19 protein-coding genes and 1 tRNA gene are annotated in these 22,991 nt (G+C 34.3%); 5 read left to right on the forward strand and 15 right to left on the reverse strand.

Features of this window, described 5'->3' with window-relative positions:
* Positions 1 to 8: 8 nt before the first annotated feature.
* The 3 genes from ASM33_RS04275 to ASM33_RS04285 all read right to left on the reverse strand — a co-directional run bounded on the left by ASM33_RS04275 (position 9) and on the right by ASM33_RS04285 (position 7,853).
* Positions 9 to 1,370 carry a CCA tRNA nucleotidyltransferase gene (locus ASM33_RS04275; protein WP_110410229.1) on the reverse strand — a complete coding sequence of 454 codons (1,362 nt, stop codon included), beginning with the start codon at positions 1,368 to 1,370 and terminating at the stop codon, positions 9 to 11.
* Between the two features lie 86 nt (positions 1,371 to 1,456).
* The gene (locus tag ASM33_RS04280; protein WP_162297606.1) at positions 1,457 to 2,212 is read right to left on the reverse strand and encodes a BAR domain-containing protein; all 756 of its coding nucleotides are present in this window, start codon (positions 2,210 to 2,212) and stop codon (positions 1,457 to 1,459) included.
* A 256-nt stretch (positions 2,213 to 2,468) separates the two neighbouring features.
* Positions 2,469 to 7,853 carry a DEAD/DEAH box helicase family protein gene (locus tag ASM33_RS04285; RefSeq protein WP_110410227.1) on the reverse strand — a complete coding sequence of 1,795 codons (5,385 nt, stop codon included), beginning with the start codon at positions 7,851 to 7,853 and terminating at the stop codon, positions 2,469 to 2,471.
* Between the two features lie 458 nt (positions 7,854 to 8,311).
* Here ASM33_RS04285 and ASM33_RS04290 point away from each other — a divergent pair, with 458 nt between their 5' ends.
* Positions 8,312 to 9,436 carry an IS4 family transposase gene (locus ASM33_RS04290; protein ID WP_110409390.1) on the forward strand — a complete coding sequence of 375 codons (1,125 nt, stop codon included), beginning with the start codon at positions 8,312 to 8,314 and terminating at the stop codon, positions 9,434 to 9,436.
* Between the two features lie 265 nt (positions 9,437 to 9,701).
* Here ASM33_RS04290 and glpX read toward each other — a convergent pair whose 3' ends face one another.
* Positions 9,702 to 10,625 (reverse strand): class II fructose-bisphosphatase, encoded by a 924-nt coding sequence (gene glpX / locus ASM33_RS04295; protein WP_410543243.1) that lies wholly within the window; start codon positions 10,623 to 10,625, stop codon positions 9,702 to 9,704.
* 122 nt (positions 10,626 to 10,747) lie between these two features.
* Between glpX and ASM33_RS04300 the strand changes: the two genes are divergently transcribed.
* On the forward strand, positions 10,748 to 11,812 hold the full coding sequence (locus tag ASM33_RS04300; protein ID WP_110410226.1) for an ankyrin repeat domain-containing protein: 1,065 nt from the start codon (positions 10,748 to 10,750) through the stop codon (positions 11,810 to 11,812).
* Between the two features lie 6 nt (positions 11,813 to 11,818).
* Here ASM33_RS04300 and ASM33_RS04305 read toward each other — a convergent pair whose 3' ends face one another.
* From ASM33_RS04305 to ychF, 7 genes are all read right to left on the reverse strand, one after another.
* A complete protein-coding gene (locus ASM33_RS04305; protein ID WP_110410225.1) occupies positions 11,819 to 12,316 on the reverse strand; it encodes an invasion associated locus B family protein in 498 nt (165 codons plus the stop codon).
* Positions 12,309 to 13,202, reverse strand: a complete 894-nt coding sequence (locus ASM33_RS04310) for an RNA polymerase factor sigma-32 (RefSeq protein WP_110410224.1) — start codon at positions 13,200 to 13,202, stop codon at positions 12,309 to 12,311. The genes ASM33_RS04305 and ASM33_RS04310 overlap by 8 nt, the downstream gene beginning before the upstream one ends.
* A 463-nt stretch (positions 13,203 to 13,665) precedes the next feature.
* Positions 13,666 to 14,109: a hypothetical protein gene (locus ASM33_RS04315; protein ID WP_157956377.1), complete on the reverse strand. Its 444-nt coding sequence runs from the start codon at positions 14,107 to 14,109 to the stop codon at positions 13,666 to 13,668.
* Between the two features lie 20 nt (positions 14,110 to 14,129).
* Entirely contained in the window at positions 14,130 to 14,600 is a 471-nt protein-coding gene (locus ASM33_RS04320; RefSeq protein WP_110410222.1) for a P44/Msp2 family outer membrane protein, read from the reverse strand.
* 215 nt (positions 14,601 to 14,815) lie between these two features.
* Positions 14,816 to 16,048, reverse strand: coding sequence for an ABC transporter permease (locus ASM33_RS04325; RefSeq protein WP_110410221.1), 1,233 nt, complete (start codon positions 16,046 to 16,048; stop codon positions 14,816 to 14,818).
* 56 nt (positions 16,049 to 16,104) lie between these two features.
* Positions 16,105 to 17,310: an ankyrin repeat domain-containing protein gene (locus ASM33_RS04330; protein WP_110410220.1), complete on the reverse strand. Its 1,206-nt coding sequence runs from the start codon at positions 17,308 to 17,310 to the stop codon at positions 16,105 to 16,107.
* Between the two features lie 80 nt (positions 17,311 to 17,390).
* Positions 17,391 to 18,485, reverse strand: coding sequence for a redox-regulated ATPase YchF (gene ychF, locus ASM33_RS04335; protein WP_110410219.1), 1,095 nt, complete (start codon positions 18,483 to 18,485; stop codon positions 17,391 to 17,393).
* 144 nt (positions 18,486 to 18,629) lie between these two features.
* Here ychF and ASM33_RS04340 point away from each other — a divergent pair, with 144 nt between their 5' ends.
* Both ASM33_RS04340 and ASM33_RS04345 read left to right on the forward strand, forming a co-directional pair.
* On the forward strand, positions 18,630 to 19,679 hold the full coding sequence (locus ASM33_RS04340) for an OTU domain-containing protein (protein WP_110410218.1): 1,050 nt from the start codon (positions 18,630 to 18,632) through the stop codon (positions 19,677 to 19,679).
* A gap of 158 nt (positions 19,680 to 19,837) precedes the next feature.
* On the forward strand, positions 19,838 to 20,344 hold the full coding sequence (locus ASM33_RS04345; RefSeq protein WP_110410217.1) for a hypothetical protein: 507 nt from the start codon (positions 19,838 to 19,840) through the stop codon (positions 20,342 to 20,344).
* On the opposite strand, the gene ASM33_RS04350 is transcribed toward ASM33_RS04345, so the two are convergent.
* A complete protein-coding gene (locus tag ASM33_RS04350; RefSeq protein ID WP_110410216.1) occupies positions 20,322 to 21,281 on the reverse strand; it encodes an IS5 family transposase in 960 nt (319 codons plus the stop codon). The genes ASM33_RS04345 and ASM33_RS04350 overlap by 23 nt on opposite strands.
* Before the next feature lie 396 nt (positions 21,282 to 21,677).
* Here ASM33_RS04350 and ASM33_RS04355 point away from each other — a divergent pair, with 396 nt between their 5' ends.
* Complete coding sequence (locus tag ASM33_RS04355) at positions 21,678 to 21,980, forward strand: hypothetical protein (protein ID WP_157956378.1); 303 nt, start codon at positions 21,678 to 21,680, stop codon at positions 21,978 to 21,980.
* Positions 21,981 to 22,011: 31 nt separating this feature from the next.
* Here the strand turns inward: ASM33_RS04355 and iscX are convergent, their stop codons facing one another.
* The 3 genes from iscX to rpsD all read right to left on the reverse strand — a co-directional run bounded on the left by iscX (position 22,012) and on the right by rpsD (position 22,948).
* A complete protein-coding gene (gene iscX, locus ASM33_RS04360) occupies positions 22,012 to 22,206 on the reverse strand; it encodes a Fe-S cluster assembly protein IscX (protein WP_110410214.1) in 195 nt (64 codons plus the stop codon).
* 31 nt (positions 22,207 to 22,237) lie between these two features.
* Positions 22,238 to 22,324: transfer RNA gene (locus ASM33_RS04365), tRNA-Leu, on the reverse strand.
* 9 nt (positions 22,325 to 22,333) lie between these two features.
* Positions 22,334 to 22,948 carry a 30S ribosomal protein S4 gene (gene rpsD, locus ASM33_RS04370; protein ID WP_110410590.1) on the reverse strand — a complete coding sequence of 205 codons (615 nt, stop codon included), beginning with the start codon at positions 22,946 to 22,948 and terminating at the stop codon, positions 22,334 to 22,336.
* Between the last annotated feature and the right edge of the window lie 43 nt (positions 22,949 to 22,991).

The following is a 22,991-nucleotide window of genomic DNA, read 5'->3' on the forward strand; positions in this document are numbered from 1 at the left end:
AACCATCACTAATATGCAGAGTTAGTCAACTTTTTAGCATAAAGCATTAACTCATCTTTTGTTAAAGTGTAGGAGCTGTTTTCCCAGTGTTGTTTTATCAACTCTAAGCTCCTACCTAAATTTTTTCCTGGCTGATATCCTATATTTATTAAATCGTCACCAGACAAAGGAAATTTTGGAATATTAAATGTACTAGCAAATGAAATGTACTGATTTATCACGTCAACATTTTCTCCGGACTCAGCACCACAAATTTTTACTAAATCACAATAAAATTCTGCACCATATAGAGAGATATACTTTTTTTGTTCGCTTTCTGAAAGCTCTATTGGAATATTGTTAGACAATAAAAATAATAGCTTTTTACTTTGCTTATTTGAAAGGCGGAGGAATTTGCATATGTATTTCCCAAGATTTTCCTGGATCCCAGTGTCACGCGCTGGGATGACACTGGGGAAGGCTACTAGGATGACAGATGGTACTGGGATAACAGATGGTTCTGCAATATCAGTAGTTCTGAGAAGTAATGCTAATTTTACTAATGGATCTGTTTGTTTGGTGTCATCAGAGTAGCTGACACTGAGATCTAGAGAAAACGAGAGTCCAGCGTTACGCGCTGGAATGACAGATGATTGCCCAGCACCTGCAAAAATATCAGAAGATAAAATTTCACATTTTACTTCTTGTGGTATGATTTTTTGCAAAACCTCAGATTTTTGCATGCTTTTGAGTGTAGAGACAGGATTATCACACTCTAGCAACTTAAATATTTCATCCCTTATTCTCTCTCCAGAGAGGTTGAAAATTTTATGTGAATGTTTTTTGCATACTTCCAATACTTCGCTACTTAAATCTCCTATGCATATTTTCGCGTGAAACCGAAAAGCTCTTAAAATACGTAAATAATCCTCTTTAATTCTATCTTCAGCATTACCTATAAAGTTTAATCTCCTCGCTTTCAGATCCTTAATACCATCAAAATAGTCGTATATATGGCCGTGCTTGTCTGCGTACAGGGCATTAAATGTAAAATCGCGCCTAGAAGCATCCATCCGCCAATCGTCAGTAAATTCTACTTTCGCGTGCCTGCCGTCACATTGAGTATCATGCCTTAGTGTTGTAATTTCAAAAGATCTCTGATTTAAGATTGCAGTGATAGTTCCATGCTTTAAACCAGTTGGAATAGTTTTTATATTATGGAGTTTTAAAGCCTTAATTACCTGCTCAGGAAGTAGATTAGTAGCTAAGTCGATATCGTGAACATCTCTATTTAGTATTGCATCCCTTACACACCCGCCTACAAGCCTTGCTGTGCCACCAAATTCCTCTATTGCATCAATTATTAAATTAGTCTCATGGTCAATTTGCATTTGGATATACTGCTCTCTAGTTCATATTATATGAAATATAAGCATTTTTGCAAAAGCCCTACAAAAATATATAGGGCTTTAAAAACTTATTTTATAAGTTGTTGTATATGTTGTTGATGAGGACTTAACCTTACTTCTTGCATACTACAGCTTGGCTTTAAATAAGCTTTCATAATCTCATTTGCAAGACGATTAGCACCTCCTCCATGCACTATTTCCGCTGACAATTTATCTACATAGCATTTGGCATCTTTTTTAAAATTTTTTATATTTTCTATCATAAAAGAGTTATATTCTTGCTTTTGAAGCTTCATTGCTAACTCATAATCATCTTCCTCTTGTTGCAATCTTGCTGCAAGTTCACGATCTTCATCTTCTTGCTGAAGTTTTGCTTTCTCTTCTGGTTGTTTTGCTAAATGTTCCTGAAAAGCATTTATCATGAATGAGCTAATCACTTGTGCTTGACGCTCCATTTGTTCTTGCATTACAACTTTAGCTCTAGAGTAATGATTTCCTCCAAGATATATCGTTTCTCGCTCTTTATTACCCCATAATTGCTGATTTCTCTCGTAACCTTCATTTATCATTTCTGGACTTGGTTTAAAGACCATAGGATTATCGTTTCCAATAAAAAGGTCAATCTCAATATTAGCCAAAGATGCTAAAATAGAAATTTCATCAGCACGAATAAAATAGCCTTGTTGACTTATCTTATTCAAGTATATGTTGTAGAGAGCACTGGTGTTGAATTCTGATTCTGCTCGGCTTTGTTGCATCGCTACGCAAAGATTTGAAATTATTAATAAAACTTTCCCTTTTTTCGTCATCCGAGTAGCGGACACTGGGATCTAACAAGCGAAGGTTGCATATAACACGTTGTTGGCATTGAAAATATATAAACAGATTCTAGCGTCACGCGCTAGAATGACAAAGGCGTGTAGTGTTTTTGAGCGATGCAACAAAGCCATTCCAGTGTCAAAAGCACTGGAATGACACCATTTTTTACACTTTTGCCTTAAAGTTGGAATGTTCGTAGAGTTGTGGATTTATTCGCGGTATCTCGTAGTAGATCCCGCTAACAAGCAGCGGGATAAAGAATTACCCCGCACATGCCAGTATCTCTATGCTGTTTACAAGACTTGGTTTCGGATGCGTAAATGCAGTAGCAGGAAGATCTTCTTTTTTAGATTCTAATCTTGCTCCTTTTCCAAATTCTTGCAATACTTGAGCATATACTTCCTCTATTGTTGGGTTGTCACTCCAAGTAATTTTATCACCACATCCTCTTAATTCTTTAAGGAATATTGTTAACATTTCACAAACATATTTTGTCATCTGATCCTGATCTTTTGGCTCACCAAAATGTTCAATTGCTTTTTGTGCCCTCTGTGGACTGGTGTCTGTAAACGTTGTGATAATTCGATCGAGAAAACCTTCACCTCCTCCAGCGAACTTACCTAATATAAAAGGGAAAGCTGTTGCAGCGAACTTAATTGAAGAAAATACGGTTGTTCCGCTATCAATATCGTTAGTACGAATGCCCTGAGTAGCAAACAGAGCCTCTGTTATATCAATGTTTTTATCATTTAAAGTCTTTACAAATAGCTGCTGAAGTAGTGTAACAGGATCAACTTCATTGCTATCTGAGTTACCACCTAACCTCTCTCCAATAACCTTGGCTAGATCGAGTTTACCAAAAGTGATATTCTTTATTAATTCACAATCTTTCTTTAAACCATTAGTATAATGGTTAAATTTTGCTGACATAATATACTTGAACATACCTTCCATATGTTCCAAAGCCTCAGTAACATCATCTGGTTCTATTTCATCAAAATTTCTATTCACTAAATTTTCATGAAATTTAGTGATTCTCTTTACTTTTTCTTCTGAATTATTACTACCAGGTTCCATCACATCAAATAGCATTTTTAACCTTAGATGTTCTGACCCTTCCTTATCCATCAGCGGTACCACTATATTAGTGAATAACTCTAGAAATTCTGTACTGGAGATGTAACTATTATAATCTTCAAGATTTTTTACCTTCTCAACAAACCCTGGAAATACCTGAAATAACCACATAAAGCATTTTAGGTCGTAATTCTTAGTAATACTTTTATATACTGAAATCCTCTTAGATACGTCTATTTGCTTATCACTATCAGAATCTTTCCATGCTCGCTCTTCTTTACCTAGGTCTTCTATTCTTTTTACCAACCTTGCTTGCTCTCCTTGTAATTTTTCAAGCTTTGTCTTTTCTTCTGTAAATTGATTTATGTGTGAAAGAAGTCTCTTTACATCAGCGTATGTTGTCTGTACTTCACTATTATTGTAATCAGCAATACCTTTATATATCAAATTAAACAATACTTCAATTTGAGTTTGATTTTTGTAATTTTCTATACTTTCCTGAGATTCTTTCACACTTTTTTGAATATCTTTCTCTTTTGGCATCATTTTTATATGCCTAGTAATTTCTTCAAGTGCTTCTTCAAGTTCTTTTGCTTCTTTCTGTATATTATCGTTTTCGCTGTATTTATGTGAGTCTATGCACTTTTCGCATAAAGAATATAATTTAGCTACGTGTCTTTTGATTCTGCTACTATCCTCTTTGTTGAAAAAATCTTTATATTGTTCAGAAATAATACCTTCTATCTTCTTTGTTGTTTCTTGTAAGGATTCAATTTTTTTTCTACTATCAGGATCATAATTTATTAAAGAGCCCACCTCAATATTATCTCTATTACCTTGTAGGATTTCTTGCACATTATGTAGCATTTGAGCAAGACCTGTTAGCTTATCTTCTGTCTCAACAACTTTTTCTAATCCACTTTTTAGTCCATTTATAATTAATCCCAGGTTACCAATTTTGCCTTTCAAATCTTGAGTTTCAAATGCTCCCAAATCTTTGCCATGTTTTTTATTGAATTCATTCAAAGACCTGTTTGTCTCATTTAACTCTTCTTCAATGCCACTCAATTGCCTTTTTATGACGCTATTCTTTTCACTCTCAGTGATTTCTTTTTGCTCTCCATTTTTTCTTTCTACTACTCCGACGCATCTGTTTTTTTCGTTGTACTCGTTTTGAAATTCTTTTTTCTTCTTAATTAAGCTTTTCTCTTCAGCCTTCAGTTTGTTTTCTTCTTTCTTTAAAGGTGCCATTTCCTTTTCAACTTTTGTTCTTGCCTTTCTAAGAATCACTCTCTCTATGAAAGTAAGTTCATCTTTTTTTTCCAAGGCTTTAGAAATTTCTTGTTCTGTAGGATTAAGTCTCCAATTCCACAAGTGCACCACTAAAGTAAACAGTTCTATGGCTAAGCGTTTAAGAAAATTGCTCTCAATTTTAAGCTTTTCGTTAATTTTATCTCTGTTTTTCTCATAAGGCTCAAGTTCACCAGAGAGAATCATTAATTCGTCCAGAACATTAGTTATCTTTGACTCAATACCTCTGATGTTAAACATTAGTACGCTATCCCCTACTATTATGTGGTTCTTCTTGCACTCTTTCTTTAGCGCGGAAGTAACGTTTTGCAAAGTTTGAATCAAAGCTTTGTGTGTTTTACCATTTTTATATTCTTCATTCTTATGTAACTCACGGTATGTAGAACAAATAAATTCAATAACTCTATCTGCAATTTCACTTTCTCCTTCGCTGTGATGTGCACTAATAATCTCCTCCACCTTCTCAGTCATTCTCTTAGCAAATTCTTGTAGATCAATTTTACCTTTTTCTGTTTCACCCATCTCAATAGGGCTACCATTTTCAAGCTGATCTTTCGTCTTATCAGGGTTGCTAATTTTAGAAGAGCTAACGAAAGATGATGATATAATTGGCCCGTTTTCACGTCCAGTTCTACCAACACCCTGCTGCCTACGTTTTGGATCGTCTTTTGTTGTCTCTATAACAAAAACATTATATAGATTTTTGTTATCAAACCCTGAGGTTTCACCCTTGAAGAAGGCGCCACGAACACTTGCTTGTGAAAGTTCATCACTAAGGCATTCCTCTATAGAATCAGATGCAAGCTCAATGCATATTGGTCTTAGTTTGCGTAATGGATATTTTTCATCATCATTCTGAAAAACAGCTACTACTTCATTGAACTTTTCAGCTAATGCTCTTTTCTTGCTATCTGCCTCATCTTCTAACCTCTGATGCTTTTGCTTGTGTGAATAAAATTGATCCCAAAGGCTATTGAACTCTGCTGTTGATGCACGTTTCAATTTTGCATCCGCTGGATCGACATTTTCACGTTTATATTTTCCCGCAATTTCATTTGCGTCTTTCCATGCTGTGTAGAGTGTAGTGAATTCATCCTGTATTTCTTGAGAATATTTCAGTCCATAATTACTTTCTAGATACTTAAAAACACGATGATCCCGACCTTGATTAAAAATCTCAAAAACAATATTCTCATCTAGATCACTAAAGTTAGGCGGTATCATTTCATGAATTTCCCTACTTAAGTTGTTATTAGCAACTAACATGTCTAACTTTTTTGGATCATTTTTATATTTTTCAAAAAGACAACCCACTATCTCCATTCCCTTACGAAGGTTATTATCTGCGTCATGATCTTCAATCTTTAGTACCGAGGTAATGTATTCGGCTATTCCACCAGTCCCAGTCTTTGCAAAAGCCTCTTTAAAGTGACTTAAAAGTGATACAGTTTTAATTGATCCATCTTCCTGAAGTGTTTCATGACCTGAAAATCTTTCTTTATTCAGTTGATAAAGTGGCACTCCAGTTACACAAGATATGAAGTTATTAATTAAACCATGCGTAACAGTAAGTATAGGATCATCAGCTATACCGCTCGTCAGATCAAATTCCTTAAGAGTTTCATTTATTGCGGTTTCTTGACCTTCTCCAAATGTATCAATAAGTTTGTCTCTAATACTCTCTCTCAAATTACCACAGTTAGATGGTAGGTAAAAATCGCATCTGTTGTGAATTTTTTCATTAAAACTATTACTTTTTTCATTATACAAGGTTCTAATCTGCTGCTCTGGACTTGCTATTCTCTCTTTAAGCAATTTTGTGGACTCATCGCAATCACTGCATACAAGCGTCATCCTATTACGCAAACTTTGTAAATTCCACGTAATGTGCTTTCTTATTTGTTCCCCTATATCAGCTTCACTATCTGCGTTATGATCATAATAGTAATCTTCACCTTCAAACCTTTCTAATATTTCACTATTGCGATATTTCACATAATCTTCTATGGATTGTTTAGGTTGAAGATTTTTACGAACTGCAATACGAGTTGTTGCACCAATTCCTAAAGCTATTTTTTCTTTTAGTGATTGTGCTTCAATGTATGCATTGTCATTTTTCTTTTCTTCTTTAATAAAATCTAATACCTTCTTAGTAGGCGTTGCTGTTGTTACTACTAAATTTATTTTTTTCCAACTTGCAAGTAGCAAAAGCAAGTCAATTTCAACAGAGTATGCATGACCTTGATTTACCATGTCTTGTACTTCATCCAACATCACAAGCAAATTCTGCTGATCAAAAATGCTTCCTTTAAATTCTGTGCCATTAACTTTGTAATGATCTTGATAAATTTCAATATTTTTTCCGATTATTATTTTCTTTTTCTTTAGGTCCACTTTGAACTCTTCATTTTCAGCATTATGCTTTTTTAGCAACTCAGAAAGTGTATCGAGATTTAATATTTTGTTTGAAGCAGCAAAGAATCTATCAAGACTCAATATGTGATGATCTTTATTATCTTCGTGCTGATTCTTACGAGAAATGTGACTAGTACTACTAGATGAAAACGCTCCTTGCTGATCATTATATTCTTGGGGTACCAAATCACCACGAGAATCAACCGACACAACCTTCATCCCAGATAACCTTGCTGCAAGAGCAAACATTAGCTTTGTGATTGTTTTTCCAGATCCCGTTGCTGTTGCAATCAATACCAAAGGCCTCATGAGATATTCCAAAGCACTTACTTGTGATGGACGTGGTAGCTTTTCGTTCAGCCCTCCTATGCGAAATTCTTTTTTTCCTTCTCCAAATCTTGCTCCAAATTTATATGCTTTGTCTTTTTTTTGTACAGTTAATTTTAGTCCTTGGAGTGACTTTACTTCTTTATCACTACAATTATCAGTATTCAAAAATTCAATATCATATTCATCGTTATTAGATTGTTTTGTTATCTCAAATGTTACACCATTTGATTCACATTTTATTTTTTCCTCATTTATTCCTTCACGGATCTTTGTTCTAATTTCTTTTGCAAGATTATTAATATTATCGTTTCTGCCTTTTTGTATTATATTAAGTATATTAACAGTATGCTTTAATAACTTTGTGTTTTGTTTAATAGATTCCTCAAGCTTTTTTCTATCAATTGCTTTAGTTTCCTCTGCAATAACTGGATCAGTGATTGGCTCGCCAACTGGCTTACCAACTAGATTAGTCATTTTTTTTACATGAATGTTTTGTCCTGTGTGTGCTGTCATACAATAACCTTTAATAGAATATTAATATTTCAATAATATTATGTACTGCGTTAAATGTCAACCAAAATCATTAAATATTTCATTTTTAGCATTGAAATACAAAGAAATATACTAAGGATATTATATGTATTTTAGGAAGAATTTATAGGAGGCTTTTAAAGCATAACTTGATAACTAAACAATCATCTTAAAATCATGGCTAGTGTTAGCATCTTGGTTCGATTGCACTTGAGTAGCTGGCACACAATTGTACGAACATCCCGTAAAGCGATAGGATGCGTGTTAAGTTTCAATCAAAGGTGTCATCCCTGTGCTCCGACACACAACTGTACGAACGTCTAATTTAGCGAGAAAGCAAACTAAAAGCATCAACCTTTGGTGTCATTCCAGTGTGTGACACACAACTGTACGAACGTCTAATTTAGCGATAAGATAGGAAAAAAATTAGGGTGTGAAGTGTGTTTTATTACAAAGAAATAATATCAAAATTGCCGAAAGCAGTGTTAGATGAAATAGGCAAAGCGGTTGGCGTTGATTACAAAGTGGGCAAACTTACGGGAGAAAATATATTTAATTTACTGCTGTACAGCATATTGGAGAAAAACGAGCTGAGCTTGCGGACTATCGAGGAAAATTATCGTCGGATGTTTTGCCTGAATACGCGCCATTCATCGGTGGCAAGCCGCTTAAAAACGATACCAATTAAGTACTTCGAAAGAATTTTTTCGTTCGTTTTACAAAGTTTTTGTAACCAAAAAGACCAAGAAAAGCTATTAATTATAGATTCCACAACCCTGCAGTTATCGAGCAAATTACTGCAATCTGCAATACCATGGCGTGGTGGTGCAAAGAATATGGTAAAGTGCACCGTTGCCACTGACGGCAGGTTTGCAAAGTTGCTGAACTTGTATACTCAAGCCAAGGGCTCCTCTGACAGCACATCGTTCCGGGAAATGATTTTAAATCACGGTCAAGAGTCGATTTGCATATTTGATCGAGGACTGCAAAAACGTGCAACTTTCGAGGAGTTTATAGATAAAGGCATACATTTTATCACACGTGGCAACGATAATATTCGTTATCAAATTGTGCGTATCCACGGAAAAGTTGCAGGCATGCAGACTGGAACGCTTGAGCTAATGGAAGATGTAGTAGTCAGGCTGGGGCAAAAAGGTTCAAGATTTTTGTCGTTTGAAATCAGGCTAATTAAAGCGCAAAATCGACAGAATGGCGAAGTTCTCACATTTTTGACTAATATTTATGAAATGTCTGCTGAAGAAGTCTGCGCTCTTTACAAAAGGCGCTGGTCAATAGAAGTTTTCTTCAAATTTATCAAGCAGGAGCTCAACACGAAGCATTTTCTTGGACATAGCAAAAACACAATTTTGGTCACACTATACATGATTCTTATTGCTTCGGTTTTATTAACAGAATACAGAAAACGCAGCGAAATCAAGAGTTATAAGTTTGCAAGGAGAGCTTTTATGAATGAACTCAGGCTTGAAATCCTAAAACCTGTCATTGAATATTGTGGTGGAAACCCAGAAAAAGTCTACGATTATTACCTTTTTCACTTTCCATAACAAACGTTCGTACACTTGTGTGCGTGACACTGGAATCCAGTTAATTTATTAACTACATATAAAAAACTATTATGTTTATATAACTGCAAGTGAGCGTAATGGATGTAGGTATGACATCAAATTTAGTTAAGCGAATTTGGAAAATTGATTTGATTGAACAAGAAAACCAAGATAGGAAAGGTTTATATGATGAAATTGTTAAGTAAGAAAACTAGATTCCAGTATCACGCACTGGAATGACACCATTTTTGGTTCCTTGAATGAATCAGATAACTACCTGCATTTTTACCGTTTTATTGGGTAATATTATTAATGAGCTAATCGTAAGATGTTTGTTTTGATCATATTTGACACCATCCACAAGTTCTCCACTTGTTACTCCAGTTGCAACAAAGACTGATTCACCTTTTGCCATATCCTTTACGGTGTAGATTTTTTCTGTATCCGCAATACCTAAATTTTTTGCTCTTTCTTTTGACTGATCAGTGTCAAATATTAATTTCCCTTCCATCTGTCCGCCTATTGAACTCAGTGCCGCGGCTGCAAGCACCCCCTCTGGTGCCCCTCCTATTCCTATGTACATATCGTGAGTGCCATTTATTAATGAAACCACAGCAGCAACATCACCATCATCTATTAGTTTAATTTTTGCTCCTAACTCCCTGATTTTCAATATTAATTCATTGTGTCTTTCGCGTTTTAGTATCGTTACTGTAAGGTCACTTACTTTACACTTCTTGGCTGCAGCTAGGTTATTTAAATTCTTTTCAATGTTATTTTTGAGTGAGACCACACCTTCAGGAAGATCTTTTCCTACTGCTATTTTTTCCATATAAACATCAGGTGCATGCAAAAAATTACCTTTTTTTGTTGCAGCAAGAACTGACATCGCGCCTTGCTTATAGTGGGCACAAAGCGTAGTACCTTCAAGTGGATCAACAGCAATATCGATTTCAGGACCACTTTCAGTGCCAACCTTTTCTCCAATATATAACATCGGTGCAGAATCTCGCTCACCTTCACCTATAACAATCGTACCATTTATTTCCATGGAATTTAGAATAGTTCGCATTGCATCAACTGCAACTTGGTCAGCCTTTTTTTCGTCACCAAGGCCTGCCAATTTATATGCAGCAAGCGCTGCAGATTCGGTCACTTTTACCAATTTGTAAGCTAAATCTTCTATCATTTAAGGGTCATGGATAAAGAACTCAATATATACCTTATCATCCAAAACTGCAATATATCTTGATTAATTTTGAAAAAGTTAATATAATCAATAATGATAGTAACACTATTTGGGTATTCTATATGGCAAAAACTTACAGCGATTTAATCAATGCATATAAAAAAATAGAAGAGATTGTAGCTCAGAACCCTGATGTAACCGCTGAGGAGTTTGGTAAGGAACTAAAGAATAATGGTATTGATGTCAATTCTACAACTTTGGAATGTTTTACCCTTTTACACCTTGCCATTTATAAATCTTATAAATTTAATAATGAACCTAACAATAAAAAAAACGTATTAACGATTATAAAGCTACTGTTAAATAATGGTGCAGACATTAATATCTGTTATAAAGGCAAAAAGGATGAAACTTTTGAATCGCCGATTTCTCTTGTTATAGATGCCTCTTTGAAAGGTCATACAGATCTTCTGAAAGTATTTATAGAAAATAAGGCAGTGAATAATGAGGTTATGCGTGAAGTATTGTTACTTGTTAAGTCCATTTTATTTGCACATGAAGAAGCAACTCATCGTCAAGCAGTAATAACACTACTTGAATCAGCATTAAAAGATGCACCTAATGTAGAAGGAAACAGCATAGAACCCATCAGTAGCAATGGAAGCACAGGTAGTAAACCTGTGACACCAATAGGCGTGAGCGATGCAATAAACCCTACTGTCGAATCTGTAGTAACTCCAGCAAAGAAAACAGATGCTAATTTATTAATTACTATACCAGGCGATAACGATAGCAAACCTGCAATATTAGAACCATCAGAGCATACAGAAGTAAGTACCAAAGCAAATAAAAGATTCATGAAATCGCAAAAACCAGTAGCTGATAGTTTTATTAGTGAACAATTTGTTCCACCAAATGCAGGAGTTAAATATAAAGAAAATAACAAAGATTTTTTTATTCAATTAGTGATAGGTTGTATTGGAGTTATTTTCACATTATCATTAGCAACTGCTACTATTTTTATACCTTTACCAGGTAATATAGTTCTTGGCTTTTTAGCTGCTTGTGTAGCAGCAGGTACTTTAATACATGTGGTAAATAGCACATGGCCAAGTTATAAAGAGATGAAAGAAAATAAAGTTGAGTGTATTGGAGCCAGTAATAAGCAGCAAGGTTTATATAACTAAACTATTCTAGTTTTTATGACACAAATCATGCATTTTTTGATATGCTTTTTGAAAACCAAGCAGAGAATAAGTATCGTCAATAGTTGCTGCTTTTATTTTTCCATTAACCACCATTGATAACCCTTGCTTCATTTTTAAAATTAGATCTTGGTCTGTTTTTACATTATCTGCCCATGCAAAATTTCCCTGTATTATTGGCAATGTATATTTGATCCTTTTATCAATGCTGAGGTCCACAGACTCCTTGTCATACTGAAAACCAGATGTGACGCTCACCTCATCTGCTTTTTTATCAACATAACTAACCATTACATAAGGTTTGCGATTTGTTGTATAATGCTCGCTCTTCTGTTTAGGGTAAGACACAATGTAACATACCTTTTCCCCATCTTCCACTGCAGTATATACAAGCCAATCTTTATATTTTTCCTTTAACTGTACATCGTCAACAGATGCAAAAGTACTTATTGAAAAAAATATTAAAAATAGAAAAAAATTACGCATGCAAACCAAATTTTAAACTTTCAGACTGTATATATTGTTTCACCTTTCCCATTGCCTGCTCAGCTAGCTGTCTTATCCTTTCCCTTGAAACAGAATATTTTTTACTAAGCTCATCCAAAGTTTGGGGATTTTCAGACAAATATCTACTAATAAAGATATCTCTTGCCCTATCGTTCAAATTTGCCAATGCATTATTTAAAATCGTTTCTTTTAGCTCCTTTTCCTCATAATCTTGGCAAACTATTTCTTGGCTTACTGAATTACATGCGATCATATCCTGCAATTCTTTTCCAGAGTCATCACCTATTTTTACACAGTCGTTTAGTGACTTATCCTTAGAAGCCAAACGGTAGCTCATATGCACAACGTCACTTTCAGATACAGAAAGTTCTTCAGATATAGCTTTTATTTCTTCATTACTTAAAGCTTCTCTATCTGTATATTGTAAAATTCTTTTTTTTATTTTACGTAAACTAAAAAATAATCTCCTTTGTGCTTGTGTTGTGCCTATTTTTACGAATGACCATGATTTCAATACAAAGTCCTTTATTGAAGCCTTAATCCACCACACCGCATAAGTTGAAAAACGAAATCCTAAATCAGGATTAAACTTCTTTACCGCATGCATCAGGCCCATATTTCCTTCCATGATCATGTCCATGAGCAACAAACCATAATTTTTAAACTTCATTGCAATTTTTACCACCAAATTCAAATGGCTAGTAATTAGTTTATGAGCAGAAGAAACATCCTTATACTGGTGCCAATTTTTTGCTAATCGTATTTCTTCCTCATGAGATAATATAGGAAATTTTTGCACTTTAGCAATGTATTGCATGAGATTAGTGCCGCTATCAACACATAAGCTTGCCATTGGAGTCAACATAACAACATAATTAAAAACTCTATATATATAATTTATTAATTATCTAGCAAAAATTCAAGCTTTAATTTTAAAAAAGTGCAATTTGCTTCTATTCAGTTGAAGTTTTAAAAGTCAAAATCTATTAGCAATTCCGGCCCATAAAGATAACCAAGCTTTGATAGCCCTTTCTCTAGGTAATAGCCAACAGAAAGATTTGTTTTTGAAGAAAGTGGAAACCTAGCACCAGAACTTGCCCGGTATGCAAAATTATAACCAGAAAAATCTTAGGATAATACGCCAATCTTAGCAGTAATATATGGAGCAATACTCGTACCATCAATCTTATGATTGTAATCTAAACCTGCCAAAATTCCCATTTTCGTTTCTCCATGTTTTGCTAAATCCGAAAGTGAAAATGAAACTATAGGCCCAATTGAAATTTTAGTGTTGTTTGTATAGTGATAACCAACAGCATAAGCGCAACCTACAAGGCTGTTGCTGCCGTACGTTGTAGCCGTATAGAAGATTTTATCTTCAGTAAAATCAACTCCAAAACATGGCTTGGCCAAAGACATGGCTTGGCCAAAGAGAAGGTAGATAATATAGCTAAAGCAAGTAATTTTTTCATTATTTTACCCTCTAAATATTGATATATGCATGTATACACATTAAACGTTAAAAATAATATAATTGCAGGATAAAACTGAGTTGTTTTGACGAGATTTTCGGTGCATACTTCTCTATTGTCTTTATTTAATGCTTTGGTAAAGTGAACTGCTGCAAATATTCCAAGCACTAGTCCTGCAACCGCTAAGCTACCAATCACAGGTGCAAGCATTCCAAATCCACCTCCAGCTATATATAAGTACGCTGCTAATCCCAAATTAGCTAACGATGCAAAAGAAACTGCTGAGCCGAAACCGGCCATTCCTCCCATATATAATGGCCTTACAAATTAAAACTTATCCCAAACTCTAGCCCATGGTCATGTTCTCTTAATTCTTTCAACAGACTGTAGCCAGCAAAAACATTTGTTCTTGAAGAGAGTGGAAGGTTAATACCAGAACTTATTTTATATGAGAAACCATATTCTAGACCACCACTAGCATTTCGACCTATATTAGAACCTATACCAGCACTAATATATGGAGTGATATCTGTGTTTGTAAACTCATAACGATAATGTAAATTTACTAAAATTCCTCCTTGCAGTTTTTGTTCAATTAAATCTTCAGCTGAAAGCATAGGCTCAACTGAAATCTTTATGCTGTCTGTGTAGTGATAACCTATAGCATAACTAACATTGCCAGCGCTATATAATGAGGAAGTGTAGATTTTGTCTCTAATAAAATCAACTCCAAAACATGGTGCTGCAAAAGAAACAGTAGATAATACAGCTAAAGCAAGTAATTTTTTCATTATTTTACCCTCTAAATATTTATATGCATATATACACATATAAATATTAAAAATAACATAATTATATGATACAACTGAATTACTTTATTTTCTTTTTTTCGGTTGAAAGAGATATCTTTTTCTTTATATTTTTTATAAATTGCCTTATTTTGAAATCTACCATTTAAGTAGCGCGCATGAAAATAAGTAGCCTAAAATTAGGTTACTTGTATATATTATACTTTCACTAATGCTGGTTTTGCTTCTGCAGATGTAGGTTCACTAAGCTCAGAAGGAATTTCCTTAAGTCCATGATAGACTGCAAACCCACCTACAAGTGCTCCAATTCCAGCAATTATAAGAAACCAAGGATTTACTAATGCTCCAGTAGAAATACCAACTGCTAGAAATGACATACTAACAATACCCATCCCAATAGCTGTATATTTTGGATTAATTGTGTTATTTTTTGTTTGGCTTGAATTTTTAATCTTATTGCCAGTTTTAATCAAATATCCATGCTTATTTTCCGCTTGAGTTTCTTGACTACTAGAACCTGTGCTTAGTTTATGATTTTGGTTTTGTTCTTCATCATTAACAGTTGCATCACTACTTGATTTTCTATCTGCTCTTATCGATGTTATCTGTGATTCTATTCGCAATTTTTTTTCCTCTAAATCTTTAATTGTTTTTTCTAGGTCAGATTTTTCACTTTTATCCATGCGTTGAAGATTTCTTTGGATTTTGTCCTTTAACTTTTTTATTTTATTTGGAATGATGTTTTTAGGTGTAGCTTCTTCAAGGTTTTTTATGTCGTCTTTTATATCTGGCTTTGTATATAAAATTGATATCGCATCTTCATCGCCTAACATGAAAGCAATGTGTAAGGCTGTGTTGCCTATATATACGGGATTACCTTCTGAATCAAAAATTCTTTCTTCTTCATACACTCCATCATAGAAAGGTGAAAAGCGTAATTTATTTTTTGGAAGTTCGTCCTCAAAAATCACCTCTTCTCCGCTATTATAATCAAAATATGTGTAATGCCACTCAAGTTTACCATGATTTTTAAGAGTTTTATATTCTGCTATTATTTCTTTACCATTATGTAAAAATATAGAACCTCCCTTTCCACCAATTTTTGGCTGTCTTATGCAAAACTGTTCTTTGTTTTGGGTATTTATATCAATATCTTTATGTTGCGTGAGTAGTGTAAGCATTTCTTTTAACGATGATAATGGCTTATCATCGAAAGTATTGCCAGTGCTAATATTATATTCATTGCTAGCACGCACATAACCAATTGCATTAACAACACAGATCAAAGGTGTATTACCATCCATGTCAAACTCATTAACATCTGCGAATTGCAAGGCTTGTTTAAAATCTTCTAAGGCTTGTTTTGAGTTTTCGCTAGCACTATCAATGCTATCAAATAGTTTTTTTGTTTCTTCTCGGTTATATGGCATATATCCATCTCCTACATGAAAATAAGTAGCCCAAAAATTAGGCTACTTGCTATATATTATACTTCCACTAATGCTGGTTTTGCTTCTGTAGATATAGGTTCACTAAGCTCAGAAGGAATTTCCTTACATCCATGATAGACTGCAAGACCAAAACCAATTAATCCTAAACCACCTATAACTCCAGCAGTAACTATTCCTGTAACAGTACAAGCTGGAGAAGTAAATACTACTGCTGCTGTCACAGCAATGAGAAATAATGTCACCATAATGGTAGCAAAGCCAAATCCGAATGCTTGAGCTTGCTGAATACTCTTAATTATATCTTTATTTTCTTTTTTGGCTGCTTCTGTTGGTCTAAGTACTAAATTGCCAAGAATTTTAGCAGTATTTCCATTCTCTTTACAGTCATTTAAAATTTTATTAGCAGTTTTGGAATTTCTTGTTAAAACAGCCCAGAATAACTTATTTGGTATATAAGTTTCTAAACACACCGTCATACCATCCAACCAACTATTTTGAGCACGTTTTTTAGCTAAATCTAAAGGCGTTGCACCACTGTTATCTTGTGCATAAGAATCTAACCCTTCTTCTAGTAGAATTTGTGCTGCAACAATATTATTCCCTTTGGCAGCCAAATGTAATAGGCTCTGACCATCATCATTTTGTATATGAATATCTGCTTGATTTCTTCGTAGAAGTTGCACTATATTTCTATGACCATTTTCAATAGCAATAATTAAAGGTGTATCTCCTATACCATTTTTTACATCAACTTCTGCCACTTCTTTTAGTAGAAATTCTACTGTTTCTGTATTACCACTTTGAGCAGCAAAGTGTAAAAGAGTATCACCAGACAAATTCTGTCTTTTGATTACGTTCTTACTCATTTGCTGAGTGTAGTATTCTTTATGCTGATTTCTGAATAAGGTATTTGCTGCAAACGCTCGTAAATTTTCTAGACTTGCTCCTACCTTTACAATGTCTGCTCCTGCGTCTATTAAAGCTTTCATGGTATTAGTATAGCCACTAGAAGCAGCTACCTGTAAGAGGCTGAAAAATTCTTCCTTCCTAGAGCCTTCTAAGAAGCCAAAATCTTTAGGAAAATTGAAGTTTTTATCAAACTTCGCTTCTTCCCATATAGCATATGTTTTAGGATCTTCTTTTTGTAATATCTGTTTTAGATTATCAATTACATTGGAACCACTTAAATTTGAAAGTTTATCTAATTTTTTTAATATTTGTTTTAGCTTGTTTTCATTCATATATTTTTCTCCTATTTAAAATATATAGTATAATTATTACATATTTTAGTGAAAAAATCAAGCTTATCTTAAAATATTAGCTACACATTAAACCTAAAGTGCATTATGTCTCCATCCTTAACGACGTATTCTCTGCCTTCAAATCTCATTTTGCCTGCATCCTTGCAAGCTGCTTCACTTCCATATTTTATATAGTCTGCAAAACCGATAGTTTCTGCTTTTATAAAGCCTTTTTCAAAGTCAGTGTGAATAACACCTGCTGCTTTGTCAGCTGTTGATCCTATTTTCACTGGCCATGCGCGCGCTTCTTTTGGACCTACAGTAAAAAAAGTTATCATGTTTAGCACTTCATACATAATACGCGCTACTCCCTCAAGTCCTGACTCTTGCAAGCCAAATTCTGATAAAAAACTCTGTTTTTCCTCTTCATTCTCGAGATTTGCAATATCCTCCTCGAGCTTTGCTGAAATACAATAAAATTTGCTTTGATTTTCCTCTGCCATTTTTTTTACTTTTTTAGATAGCTCATTGCCAGTTATAACATTCGTATCATCAACATTGCAGACGTACATCACAGGCTTTGTTGTTAGCAGTTGAAGCAATTTCATTTCTTCTGTGTCCACGTTTTTTAAGCTTCTTGCAGGTTTACCAGATTTTAGCACAGTCAGCACCTCTTGCATCAAATCAAGCTGCTTCTTTAGCTCTTTATCGCCTTGCTTTGCTTTTTTTTCCATCTGAGGAAGCCTTTTTTCTATGCTATCAATATCAGCTATAATTAACTCCATTTCAACCACTTCAGCATCTGAGATTGGATTTATTTGATTGTGCACATGAGTGATATCATCATCAACAAAACACCGAAGCAAGTGAACAATAGCGTCAACTTCTCTAATGTGGCTCAAAAATTTATTACCAAGGCCTTCTCCTTTACTTGCACCTTTCACAAGACCTGCAATATCAACAATTTCTAGTTGATTGTAGATTGACTTCTCTGATCCAGCAATTGCCGCAATCTGCTTTAAGCGTGAGTCTTTTATTGCCACTTTACCCACATTTGGCTCTATTGTGCAGAAAGGGTAGTTTGCAGCTTCAGCAGCACTTGACTCTGTAAGCGCGTTAAATAAAGTTGATTTTCCGATATTTGGCAACCCAACTATACCACAGTTAAAACTCATATTTGCTATGTAAAGCTACAACTATTACATAATTTAAAAGTTTTTGCTATGTTTAGTTGCATATACTATATTTAACTTATTAACTATTTCTAAATATGTTTATTGCAACAATAGTATGTAACTTTATATTGTGAGGCAAAATTTATGACTGAGAACAATAATACTTATCCTAATTATTTTTATAAGGGCACTTCACCTGGCGATGGAAGTTGTTTTTTTGATTCATTTGGGCAAGGTCTAGAGAAGCAGAAGGGAATAAAAGTGACTGTAGAGCAGTTGCGGAAAGATTGCCAAGAATTTGCACAAATGAATCCGCCAAAATGGTTTGCACCAGCTATTTTCAATAAGCCCAATCAGCATGGTCAACCTCTGTGTCACGATGTGGATTCTTATATAGCATCTATTCTGAATAATAATGAATGGGGTGATCCTGAAGTTGAAGGTAGAGTACTTTGCCAAAAATATAAAGTAAAATTGCATCTCATTGAGGAGCAATCCTGCTATATGCATTTGCTTGTAGAAGCACAAAAAGAAATAAATGGAGAATTGCCGAGTGGTACAAATAACTTGAGTGAGGTGGTTCTGTCAGCAATAAACCACTCCTATACTGGAAACCAATCTGATTCTAAAGAAGAACTTGTTGAAAGATTAAACGAAATTATTTCTCAAGGATATGATCCTGAAATATCACAAGAAGCATCTGAATTATTAAACAGAATGGAAGATTTTGGAGAAACCACAATCCATAATCTTATTAGCTTTTCAGGTAGCTTATCGCTAGATAACCTAGACTATAATGATCAAAATACCATACATATAATAAATGATGGTATGAGTCATTTTGAACCACTACTTGATAAAAATAGAGATTTAATAGAACAGCTACAAAAAGAGCAAATACAAGAACAAAACGATCATTTGGTTGCAAGAAGGATACAAGAAAAAGACGATTGTTTATTAGCAAAAGAGCTTCAGGTGGATGAGATTTTGGAGCATTGTGGGAGGAAAAAAGATGATCCTATAAGAGAAGAAGTTCAAAATATACTTGATGGGTTATTAGTAAAAAACCCCAATAAGGGAATTGTTGACGTTATAAGGCAGTGTATTGATTTGGTAAAGCAACACATATTAAAACCAAAGAGTGTTATGAAAGAGCCAAGTTCTACATCAAAAATACCTAGTCAATTGCTCTAGATTTTAGCCCTATATATTTTATAGGGCGTCTTGCAAAAATACTAATATTTTATAGAATTTGCATAATTTAAAAATTTTTGCTATACTTAATTAATTAACTATTAGTTAATACTCTTATTAAACAATGATAAGTAGCTTATATATACAAGGTAAATGTTATGGATCTGAAAAACTTACAAAAAATCAAAGCGAAAACAATTAATGGTGAAGGGGATTTTAAATTAAAAACTATTTTGATGAAAATCTTCAAGACTTTAAGTCGGTTGTTTGATGGCAGACAAGATGTTTCTGAAAAAGAAATAGTGAATAGAGCAGAAGCAGAAAGTAGAAGATTAGGGTTAGAGTACGATTGGAGTAAGGTTTTTGGCAATCAAGTAGTTACAACACTTAACACTGTGGGAGATGGAAATTGCTTGCTCCATTCTGTCTTTGGCAATAATGGTTCTGGTGCATATAAAACTGACAAAGCTCAAGAAATGAGGCAAGAGTGGTGTGAATTTTTAGGTCAGTTTAAATCGTTAAACGACTCGGAAATGCCAAAAGCTCTTAAGGAAAGATTGTCGTTAATATTTTACGATGCATTTCCAGGAGCAGAATGGCTTTGTTGCATAGCACATTATACAGTAGGCAAGCTACAAAAATTCATGCAACCATTTCAAATGTAGCCATACCTATATCAGTAAATTTATTCAGCAAATAGCACTTGAGTAGCAGTTCCTTCTCACGATTAACCTCAGATTTATTCCTAAAACTAAACCCAAATATTTGCTTTAATCGCGAAAAGAATGCTTCTATGTAGGATCTTTTTCCATATCCTACCTCCTTTTTCCATTGCTTTATTTTCTCTATTGTATCTCCATCAAACGATCTTATTAACCTAACTGCAGTATTTCTTTGGGCCATATAATCCAAATTCTGATGCTCTACTGCATCAATTTTTGGTGGTATTTTCGTTTTTATTCTAAGCTTGTAGCATTGCTGATAAATCATGGCTCTGTCATATGCACCATCTGCATATAACGTTTCTATTTTACCATAATCATTTTTCATCAGCTTACTAGCTGCCCAGTGGTCAGGATAATATAGTTCAGTGTATTTTAAATCCATAACTTTTTTGCTGCTTATATCTAACATTACATGCATTTTTCTTGCTTGTTCTCTCCCTCTGTATTGTCTCACTTCATTATTTTTTTTGTTATGGCCAGCAGTAGTGTTATAGATGCCAATACCAGTGCTATCTATAGCAATTTCAATATTTTCCATATTATTTTTATCAACCCTGTTGTCATTAATCTTAATATTCAGTTTTTTAAATCTTCTTGAGGCCTGTGAATAGCTGATGACTTGTAGGCTTTTTCCTATTTGCTCGAGGTATCCTTTTATAAATCCTACCGTTTGCCTCAGGCCAATCCTAAATAGATAAGTTATTATATGAACTAAAATCACAACTTTATCGGTGTAAATATTATTGCCACCTGCTACTTTTGGTCTATTTTCGTGCCAATTTTCAATGGCGTCGTTGATGTAATGAAAAATATTTCCCCTTTCTTGAAGAAATTTGTTATATTCACTTTGGTTACTGACTTTCATTTTGACTGGCATATTTTTCCTTTGGCGGTTAAATGGCCATTTTATAATGAATTTAGTCAGTAACTTCCAGCTTTTTTCTCCCTAGCTATGCAACAAAGCCACCGTAACGCGGTGGCTACCTTTTACAAATCACAATCTGTCGTTAATCCAAGCAACTTTAATAGCTCTCTTTGAGTATCACACACTTTGAAAGTTCATCAAATAACCATATTCAAATCAGTTTTATTAAAATATTTATTTTCTATTAATACGTGATATTATTGCTAATAACAGATATCGCATTCAATTGCACATTGAATAATATGGTTTATAATTTAATTATATTATTAATTAGCGAAGTAAAATATGAAATTTATTAAAAAATGTAGCAACTTATTTAATCTTATCGCTACTCTCTTTAAGTCAGCTATGCCTTGGCGTAGAGGTGAATATAATGTTCAATTATCAGAACAAAGATCGCAAACTAGCGGTGACGAAATATCACAAACTAGTAGTAACAAAGTGGGTCTATCAAGTTACATAATAACATTAGATCATTTAGCTAGTGCAAGTAATCAAAGTGCAGGTCAGAAACACACAGCACTTGGTAACCCCCAAGAAAGTACTAATAGGAGTGCAATATATCCGCCAAGATGTAGTACATCATGGGGAGAGGCAGTCAATGAAGAAAGAACGGAAGTTAATGAACTAGGACGATATACTGATTTATAAAATAAAAGCCACAGCAACGCGGTGGCTACTTTTACAACCTTTCATCAATCCAAGCTGCTTGAATAGCTTCAAGTATTCTTTCGTTACAGCGATTTTCATCGTCGTTAAAATCCTCTAAACTCAAAACCTTTTTTTTAAGTTCAGTAAACCTGATGCTCATTATATCCTCATTAGGAAATTTTTCTTCCAGTGCTTCTGCGATGTCTTCTATATCAAGCCATTTCATACTTTTCTGTACGTTTATTTCAAAATTAAGTTGGTGCCCATGGGGAGACTTGAACTCCCAAGGTCGCAAAACCCACGGATTTTAAGTCCGCTGCGTCTACCGATTCCGCCACACGGGCTTTTTTTATTTACCTAGAGTAAAATTCTACTACTAAATTAACTTCCATGTCTGCTGAGTAAGGAACTTCAGAGTATTGAGGGGATCTCAAATACTTTACTGAATGCTGCTGAGCATCTGCTTCTAAGTAATCCGGAGCTTTACGCTCTTGTTTTTCTGCAGCCTCTACTACTATAGGAATTTTTGCCGCTCTTTCCCTTATTTTGACTATATCACCTGGCTTCACTCGATAACTTGATATATTAACCACTTTATCGTTAACTGTAACATGCTTATGAGATACAAGTTGCTTTGCTGCATAAATTGTTGGCACGAGACCAGAGTGGTATAAAACAGAACTGAGTCTTGATTCTAAAATACCAATAAAATTATCAGCCGTATAACCTTTTCTGTTATAAGCATCTAAAAACGTACGCCTCAGTTGCTTACTTGAGATTGCGTAGTAAAACTTAAATTTCTTATGCGCAGCAAACTGCTTACCAAAGTCAGATAGTTTCTTAAACCCAAGGCTACCGTGCTGACCTGGAGGGTATTTCCTTTTATTTACTGGGTCTTTAGCCCTACCCCATAAATTTATACCAAGCCTACGGCTAATTCTATACTTCCTAGTGATAACGGTTGTCATATAAAAATTCTCACGATTCAACTCTAGATTATTAAGTATTTTA

It is taken from the genome of Wolbachia endosymbiont of Folsomia candida (genome assembly GCF_001931755.2).
In the GTDB taxonomy this organism is placed as follows: domain Bacteria; phylum Pseudomonadota; class Alphaproteobacteria; order Rickettsiales; family Anaplasmataceae; genus Wolbachia.